Here is a 6,704-nt window from a genome sequence, read left to right as displayed (position 1 = left end):
GGCGGAGCCGGCGGGGCCGGCGGCGACGCCGGCCTGCTCTATGGCAGCGGCGGCCGGGGTGGCGACGGTGGTGCCAGTGGCACCTTCGGGGGTGCCGGCGGCACCGGCGGCGACGCCGGCGCGCTGTTCGGTGACGGCGGGACCGGCGGCCGCGGCGGCTCCGGCGGCTTCGCCTTCACCGGCGCCGGCGGAGTCGGCGGGGCCGGCGGCAACGCCGGGATGATCGGCAACGGCGGCGACGGTGGAGCCGGCGGCGATGCAGTGTTCCTTGGCAGCTTCGGCAGCGACGGCGGCCATGGCGGCAATGCCGGACTCGTCGGCAACGGCGGCAACGGCGGCAATCGCGGGGACGGCACGACAGGTACCGGCGACGCCGGCGGCGGCGGCGCCGGCGGGTTGCTGTTCGGTCAGCAGGGTGTGAACGGGTCACCGTGATATTGGCCAAACCGTCAATTAGACGACCGCTGCCGCGATAACGTGTCGCTTGTGATCGTGGCGCCGGAGTTGCTGGCTGCCGCCGCCGCGGATTTGGCACATATCAACACCGTGCTCAACGCGGCCAACGCCGCCGCGGCGACTCCGACCACCGGCTTGCTCGCCGCAGCCGGGGACGAGGTGTCGTCCGCCATCGTCGCGTTGTTCGGGGCTCACGCCGAGGCCTATCAAGCATTGAGCGTTCAGGCGACGGTGTTTCACGACCGGTTCGTGCAGACCCTGGCCGCCAGCGCAAACGCCTATGCCGGCACCGAGGCCGCCAGCGTGCTGCGCCTCATCAATGCCCCCACGCAAACCCTGTTCGGCCGCCCGCTGATCGGCAACGGTGTCAACGGTGCGCCCGGCACCGGTGCCAATGGCGGGCCGGGCGGCCTCTTGATCGGCAACGGGGGGACGGGGGGCTCCGGCGCGCCCGGCAAGAGCGGCGGAAACGGTGGGGCCGCAGGGCTATTGGGTACCGGCGGGGCCGGCGGGGTCGGCGGATTCGGACTGCCGGGTGGACCCGGCGGCGCCGGCGGGGCCGGCGGCGCAGGCGGGCTGTTCGGTAACGGAGGGAACGGCGGCACCGGCGGCGGCTCTTTGGACGGAGACGGCGGCACCGGCGGCGCGGGTGGGGCCGCAGGCCTATTCGGCTCCGGCGGCAAAGGTGGTGTCGGCGGGGTCAGCGCACACCAGTTCGGCGGGGTCGGCGGGGTCGGCGGGGCCGCCGGCATGTTCGGTGCCGGCGGAGCCGGCGGTGACGGCGGACAGGCCGACGATGCCGTCGGCGGCCAGGGTGGGGCCGGCGGCGCGGGCGGCCTGCTGTACGGGTCGGGCGGGCTCGGCGGCGACGGCGGTAACGGCGGCCAGGACGGTGGCACCGGCGGAGCCGGCGGAGCCGCCGGTTTCTTCGGCGACGGCGGGTTCGGCGGAGTCGGTGGCTCCGGCCTCACCCGCGACGGCGGCGTCGGCGGGGACGGCGGCGCCGCCGGGGTGTTCGGCGACGGCGGCACTGCCGGGGACGGTGGCACCGGCGGCACCAACGGCGGGGCGGGCGGCAACGGCGGCCAGAGCGGTTTGCTGTACGGCTCCGGCGGCGCAGGCGGCGACGGCGGCAACGGCCAACCGGCCAAGGGTGGAGCCGGCGGAGCAGGCGGCGCCAGCGGCCTGTTCGGCAGCGGCGGTCAGGGTGGCGACGGCGGCGTCGGCCACGTCAGCGGCGGTACCGGCGGCACCGGCGGCGCTGGAGGGCTGATTGCCGGCTCGGGCGGTGACGGTGGCGACGGCGGTGTCGCCGGGTTGAATGGCGGCGCGGGCGGAGCCGGGGGCAACGCGGGACCGCTGTTCGGCAGCGGCGGTGCCGGCGGAACGGGCGGCTGGGGCGGCTTCAGCAAGGTGGGCTCCGGCGGGCCCGGGGGGACCGGCGGCAGTGCCGGGTTGATCGGCAACGGCGGCAACGGCGGCAACGGCGGGGCGGCCAACGCGGCCGGCGGAAGCGGCGGCGACGGCGGCAACGGCGGGGCCGCCTGGCTGGTCGGCAACGGCGGCAACGGCGGCAACGGCGGGACGGCCACCAACATGGGCGGCGTGGGGACGGGTGGCGCCGGCGGGCGGCTGCTGGGCGCGGGCGGTGTCAACGGTGTTAATGCGACGACCTAGTCGCGGGCTGTTGCCTGACATGCCGTCTGGCGCCCATACTTCCCATGAATGTCCGACATTCGGAGGTTTACATGGCGGGATTGGTCGCACAGCTGGTTCCCGGGACCCGCACAACGCTGGCCGCGCAGGCCGCGGCACAGATTCGGGAGCGGATCGAGTCCAAGCAGTGGCCGGTCGGCACCAAGCTGCCAAGCGAGCTCGAGCTGGCCGAGGCATTGGGAGTCGCCCGAAACACCGTGCGCGAGGCGCTGCGCTCGTTGACACATTTGGGCGTGCTCGAGGCGCGCGCCGGCGATGGAACCTACGTGCGGATCGCCACCGAGCTGGGCGCCGTGCTGCAGCACCGGGTAGCCAAGACCAAACCGGAGGAGGTCCTCGAGTTGCGGGCGCTGCTCGAACAGCACGCAATCGGCCAAGCCGCCCGACGGCGAACCGCCGCCGACCTCAAGCGCATCCGCGCGCTGTTGTCCGACCTACGCAAGGCCCGCAAGTCCGGAGATCGCACCGCACATGCGTTCGCGGACAGCGCCTTTCACCTCGCCGCGGTGCGCGCGGGCGGCAACGACTTCCTGGCCGAGATCTACGAACAAGTCACCGCGGCATTCGGCGAGTTTCTCACTGCGTGCGAGTTCGACGACGAAGCTCAGGCCGCCCATGATCAGTGGCACGATGCCTTGGTGGACGCCATCGCGGCCGGTGATCCGGCCGCGGCCCAGCAGGCGGCGGCGGTGGTGGTCGACATCAACCGCCGCAATCTGCCCTCAGACCGAAAGCCGTTGCAGCAATGACTTTTTGGACCTAGCGGGAGTGTGGTCATGACGGGCATGGCGATGAGCTCACGAAGACGCAATGTTATTTTCGCGGCAATTGCATCCGGGATGCTGATCGCGGCGCTCGCAGTGACCAAGGCCGCCGCGGTGCTGCCCACCATCGTGGCCGACCTCGGTGGCGCACGCCATCAATCCTGGATCGTCACCGCTTACCTGCTGAGCGCGACCGCCGTCATCCCCATCGCGGGCAAGCTCGGTGATCTGTTGGGCCGCAAGCGGATTTTCGTGGGGGCCCTGACGCTGTTCATCGCCGCCTCGCTGCTGTCCGGCCTCTCGCAATCGATGATCATGCTGGTGATTTCCCGTGCGCTGCAAGGCGTTAGCGGTGGCGCGATAGGCGTCACCGCAAGCGCGTTGGCCGGCGAGATCGCACCACCTCGATACCGCGGCCGATATCAGGGCATTCTGGGCGCCGTATTCGGGATCGCGACAGTGACCGGTCCACTGGTAGGCGGTTTCCTCAGCGACCACCTGAATTGGCGGTGGGCATTCTGGATAAATGTGCCGGTAACACTGGTGATCCTGGCGGTGGCGGTGACGGCCATGCCGAAGTCGACCCGAAACCCGGCTCCGGTCATCGACTACCTCGGGATGGCATTGGTCATCGTGGGCGCGACCGGCCTGACCATGGCCACGATTTGGGGCGGCACTACCTACGCCTGGGAATCAGCGGTGATCATCGGGCTTTTCGTGGGTTCCGCTGCGGTGCTTGGCGTCTTCGGCTGGGTGGAAAGCCGCGTCGCCGCGCCCATTTTGCCACCTCACCTATTCCACGACTCGACGTTCTCACTGTGCTGCGCGCTTGCCTTCGGGATCGGGTTCTCGATGCTCGGCGCGGTCACCGTGGTGCCGGCATACCTGCGGTACGTCGACCACGATTCGGCGACCAAGTCGGGCTTGTATACCTTGCCGATGATCATCGGCATGCTGATCACCTCGATAGGCAGCGGCGTACTCGTCGGCCGCACCGGGCGGTACAAGATCTTCCCAGTGGTGGGTTACGCCCTGACGGCGGCGGGGTACCTGCTGTTGTCACAGATGAACGAGTCGACGTCGCCGTTGGCGCAGTCGCTCTATCTGGTGATTCTGGGCTCTGGGATCGGCATGTCGATTCAGTTGCTGATCCTCATCGTGCAGAACACGACGAGTTTCGCCGACCTCGGCGTCGCCACCGCCAGCGTGACGTTCTTCCGCACCATCGGAAGCTCTTTCGGCACTGCGATACTTGGCGCACTGTTCGCGAACTTCCTTGGTCAACAAGCTGATTCGGCGACGCTGCACCGCCTGCCGCTCGAGGTCGCGGCCGACACGGCGCGAGCCTACCGCGATTCGCTCACCCAGGTGTTCTTCTACGCAGCGCTCGTGGGCCTGCTCGGATTCGTCCTGGCGCTCTTCCTCCGGGAGGTGCCACTCACCGAGGTACGGGACGCCCGCGGCGACCACGACAAAAATTCAGAAGCAGATTCCAGGAAAACCGCCGCATAAGTTGCACATGCCGCGATAGGCTGCTATCTTGCCGATCCGTTTGGTCTGAGGTCGGGCGATCTCCGGGTCGGTATGACATCTAAGTCATGTCGCACTGGGAGGTATCAAAATGGCGTTCCTCATCGCGGTTCCTGACGTTTTGGGTTCAGCAGCAACAGATTTGGCCGGTATCGGCTCGGCACTCAACGCGGCTAACACGGCCGCATCGGCCCAAACGACGGCGGTCGTGGCCGCCGCCAAGGATGAGGTCTCGGTCGCCATCGCCGCGCTGTTCGGGGCGCACGGCCAGGCCTATCAGGCGTTGAGTGCGCAGGCGGCGACCTTCCAAAGCGAGTTCGTGCAGGCGCTGACCTTCGGCGCGGGGTCGTATGCGGCCGCCGAGGCCTCCGGCGCCGCATCCGTCGCCGATCCGCTGCTCAACGCGATCAACGCGTTCTTCGTTACCCAGACCGGACGCCCGCTGATAGGCAACGGCACCAACGGTAAGCCCGGCACTGGCCAAAACGGGACCGCCGCCGGGTGGCTGATCGGTAACGGCGGGTCCGGCGGGTCTGGTGCGTCCGGGGCGAGCGGCACCGCCGGCGGCAAAGGCGGGGCCGCCGGGTTTATCGGCAACGGCGGGGCCGGCGGCGCGGGTGGGACCGCCACGGGCGCCGCCGGGACCGGCGGCGCCGGCGGCGCCGGCGGCAACGCCATGATGTTCGGCACCGGCGGCGCCGGGGGGGCCGGCGGTCACTCAGCGAACCTCACCGGGGGGAACGGTGGGGCAGGTGGCGCGGGCGGCAACGCGGGCATGCTCTTTGGCGCCGCGGGCAATGGCGGGCGCGGCGGGTTCGCGTTCGCCCTCGGCGCTACCGGCGGCGCCGGTGGCGCTGGCGGGGCCGGCGGACTCTTCGCCGACGGCGGCGTCGGCGGCGCCGGCGGATCAGGCGGGACCGGCGGAGCCGGTGGCGCCGGCGGAGTGGGTGGCATGTTCAGCGCAGGCGGCACCGGCGGTGCCGGCGGAACTGGCTCCACGCTCGGAAACGGCGGAGCCGGCGGCGCCGGCGGGGCCGGCGGCATGTTCGGCGCCGGTGGCGAAGGCGGCGCGGGCGGCGCGAGCCTATTCCCAACGGGGGCCGGTGGAGCGGGCGGCGCAGGCGGCAACGCGGGCATGTTCGCCTTCGGTGCCGCCGGCGGGGCCGGCGGCAGCGGCGGGGAAGGCTTCGGCGGGGCTATCGGCGGGGCCGGCGGGGCCGGCGGCAACGCGGGCATGTTCCTAGGTTCTGGCGGCGCCGGCGGTCCCGGTGGATTCAGCACGACCACCGGCGGGATAGGCGGGGCCGGTGGCAACGCCGGCATGATCATTGGCTCCGGAGGCGCCGGGGGTTCTGGCGGCATTGGTGGTACAAGCAGCGGAGGGGTCGGCGGGACCGGTGGCAAACCGGGGTTCTTCGGTAACGGCGGCAACGGCGGCAGCGGCGGGGCCAGCTCGACCGGCACTGGCGGTAACGGCGGGGCCGGTGGCAACGCCGCGGCCAGCTTGGTTGGTAACGGTGGGAACGGCGGCAGCGGCGGGACCGGCGCAACTCCGGGCAAGGCCGGTCTCGGCGGGCTCGGCGCGCTGCTGTTGGGCGCCGACGGCTCCAACCCGCTCCCAAGTCCGTCGCCGATTCATACCCTGCAGCAGGACGCACTTAATGCGATTAACCAGCCCATCCTGTCGGCCACCGGACGTCCGCTGATTGGTAACGGGCTCAACGGAACTCCAGGCAGCGGCGCACCGGGCGGCGACGGCGGCTGGCTCTTCGGGAACGGCGGCAACGGCGGGCACGGGGCAACCAACGCCGCCGCCGCGGGTAAAGCCGGGGCCGGCGGCGCTGGTGGAGCCGGCGGCATCTTCTTCGGCTCCGGCGGCACCGGAGGGGCGGGCGGTCTGGCGGCCGGTGTCGGCGGGACCGGTGGGGCTGGCGCTGCCGGCGGTGCCGGCTTGTTGATCGGGTCTGGCGGAACGGGCGGCAGCGGTGGTGGCGCCCTCAACGGCAGCGGCGGCTCCGGCGGCCGCGGCGGGAACGCCGGCTTCATGTTCGGCGCCGCCGGAACCGGCGGGGCCGGCGCAGGCCAGGGCGCCGGCGCCGGGGCCGCGGGCGGGACCGGCGGGCTGTTCTCCAACGGCGGGGCTGGTGGACACGGCGGATTCGGCGGGGTCGGCGGCGCCGGCGGCAACGGCGGGGTGTTTGGCTCCGGCGGCACCGGCGGGGCCGGCGGGTTCCAACA

General features: G+C 71.7%; 3 protein-coding genes and 2 pseudogenes. All 5 read left to right on the top strand.

Going from position 1 to position 6,704, the window contains the following annotated elements; all coding sequences use genetic code 11:
* A pseudogene (locus AWC27_RS30900) lies at nucleotides 1–435 on the top strand (hypothetical protein); the annotation flags it as partial.
* Nucleotides 436–477: 42 nt separating this feature from the next.
* On the top strand, nucleotides 478–2,133 hold the full coding sequence (locus tag AWC27_RS08725) for a PE family protein (RefSeq protein WP_085670114.1): 1,656 nt from the start codon (nucleotides 478–480) through the stop codon (nucleotides 2,131–2,133).
* Nucleotides 2,134–2,204: 71 nt separating this feature from the next.
* A complete protein-coding gene (locus AWC27_RS08720) occupies nucleotides 2,205–2,921 on the top strand; it encodes a FadR/GntR family transcriptional regulator (RefSeq protein WP_085670115.1) in 717 nt (238 codons plus the stop codon).
* Nucleotides 2,922–2,948: 27 nt separating this feature from the next.
* Nucleotides 2,949–4,403: pseudogene (locus AWC27_RS08715) on the top strand (MDR family MFS transporter); the annotation flags it as partial.
* 154 nt (nucleotides 4,404–4,557) lie between these two features.
* The coding region (locus AWC27_RS08710; protein ID WP_139836853.1) for a PE family protein at nucleotides 4,558–6,704 on the top strand (2,147 nt) is incomplete at its 3' end.

The organism is Mycobacterium szulgai, from assembly GCF_002116635.1.
Lineage (GTDB): Bacteria > Actinomycetota > Actinomycetes > Mycobacteriales > Mycobacteriaceae > Mycobacterium > Mycobacterium szulgai.
Note: the sequence above shows the minus strand (reverse complement) of the source record. Positions and strands in the feature narration are given on the sequence as shown.